The organism is Marinobacter confluentis (assembly GCF_004785685.1).
GTDB lineage: Bacteria > Pseudomonadota > Gammaproteobacteria > Pseudomonadales > Oleiphilaceae > Marinobacter > Marinobacter confluentis.
Genome location: NZ_SRPF01000011.1, coordinates 3,586 through 5,327, shown reverse-complemented (window position 1 = coordinate 5,327; position 1,742 = coordinate 3,586). Strand labels below are relative to the sequence as shown.

Annotated in this window: 1 rRNA gene; it reads left to right on the top strand. The window is 53.8% G+C overall.

Annotated features, from left to right (window positions below):
• Nucleotides 1–190: 190 nt before the first annotated feature.
• Nucleotides 191–1,726 (top strand): 16S ribosomal RNA (locus E5Q11_RS17305).
• Nucleotides 1,727–1,742: the final 16 nt, after the last annotated feature.

Sequence of the window (1,742 nt, the reverse complement as noted above, 5' to 3'; positions counted from 1 at the left end):
CGATTCGCTGTAGAATACGCGGCCTTGATCAGGGAACGGAAGTTCCCACTGCTCTTTAAAAAGTTAACCAAGTAATTCGTGTGGGCGCTGGCCGAGGTATTTCGGATACGAAATATCAGGACAGTGACTCGTCGAAAATTGAGTTTTGTCTTGAGCAAGAATAGAGAATCTTCGGATTCTTGTATGATTTAAACTGAAGAGTTTGATCATGGCTCAGATTGAACGCTGGCGGCAGGCTTAACACATGCAAGTCGAGCGGTAGCAGGTCCTTCGGGATGCTGACGAGCGGCGGACGGGTGAGTAATGCATAGGAAACTGCCCAGTAGTGGGGGATAGCCCGGGGAAACCCGGATTAATACCGCGTACGCCCTAAGGGGGAAAGCAGGGGATCTTCGGACCTTGCGCTATTGGATGTGCCTATGTCGGATTAGCTAGTTGGTGGGGTAAGAGCCTACCAAGGCGACGATCCGTAGCTGGTCTGAGAGGATGATCAGCCACATCGGGACTGAGACACGGCCCGAACTCCTACGGGAGGCAGCAGTGGGGAATATTGGACAATGGGGGCAACCCTGATCCAGCCATGCCGCGTGTGTGAAGAAGGCTTTCGGGTTGTAAAGCACTTTCAGTGAGGAGGAAAACCGTACGATTAATACTCGTATGGCTTGACGTTACTCACAGAAGAAGCACCGGCTAACTCCGTGCCAGCAGCCGCGGTAATACGGAGGGTGCAAGCGTTAATCGGAATTACTGGGCGTAAAGCGCGCGTAGGTGGTTTGATAAGCGAGATGTGAAAGCCCCGGGCTTAACCTGGGAACGGCATTTCGAACTGTCAGGCTAGAGTATGGTAGAGGAGTGTGGAATTTCCTGTGTAGCGGTGAAATGCGTAGATATAGGAAGGAACACCAGTGGCGAAGGCGGCACTCTGGACCAATACTGACACTGAGGTGCGAAAGCGTGGGGAGCAAACAGGATTAGATACCCTGGTAGTCCACGCTGTAAACGATGTCTACTAGCCGTTGGGACTCTTGAAGTCTTAGTGGCGCAGCTAACGCACTAAGTAGACCGCCTGGGGAGTACGGCCGCAAGGTTAAAACTCAAATGAATTGACGGGGGCCCGCACAAGCGGTGGAGCATGTGGTTTAATTCGACGCAACGCGAAGAACCTTACCTGGCCTTGACATGCTGAGAACTTTCCAGAGATGGATTGGTGCCTTCGGGAGCTCAGACACAGGTGCTGCATGGCCGTCGTCAGCTCGTGTCGTGAGATGTTGGGTTAAGTCCCGTAACGAGCGCAACCCCTATCCCTAGTTGCTAGCAGTTCGGCTGAGAACTCTAGGGAGACTGCCGGTGACAAACCGGAGGAAGGTGGGGATGACGTCAGGTCATCATGGCCCTTACGGCCAGGGCTACACACGTGCTACAATGGCGCGCACAGAGGGCTGCAAACCCGCGAGGGGGAGCCAATCTCACAAAACGCGTCGTAGTCCGGATCGGAGTCTGCAACTCGACTCCGTGAAGTCGGAATCGCTAGTAATCGTGAATCAGAATGTCACGGTGAATACGTTCCCGGGCCTTGTACACACCGCCCGTCACACCATGGGAGTGGATTGCACCAGAAGTGGTTAGTCTAACCTTCGGGAGGACGATCACCACGGTGTGGTTCATGACTGGGGTGAAGTCGTAACAAGGTAGCCGTAGGGGAACCTGCGGCTGGATCACCTCCTTAAACGAAGCCGAATGCT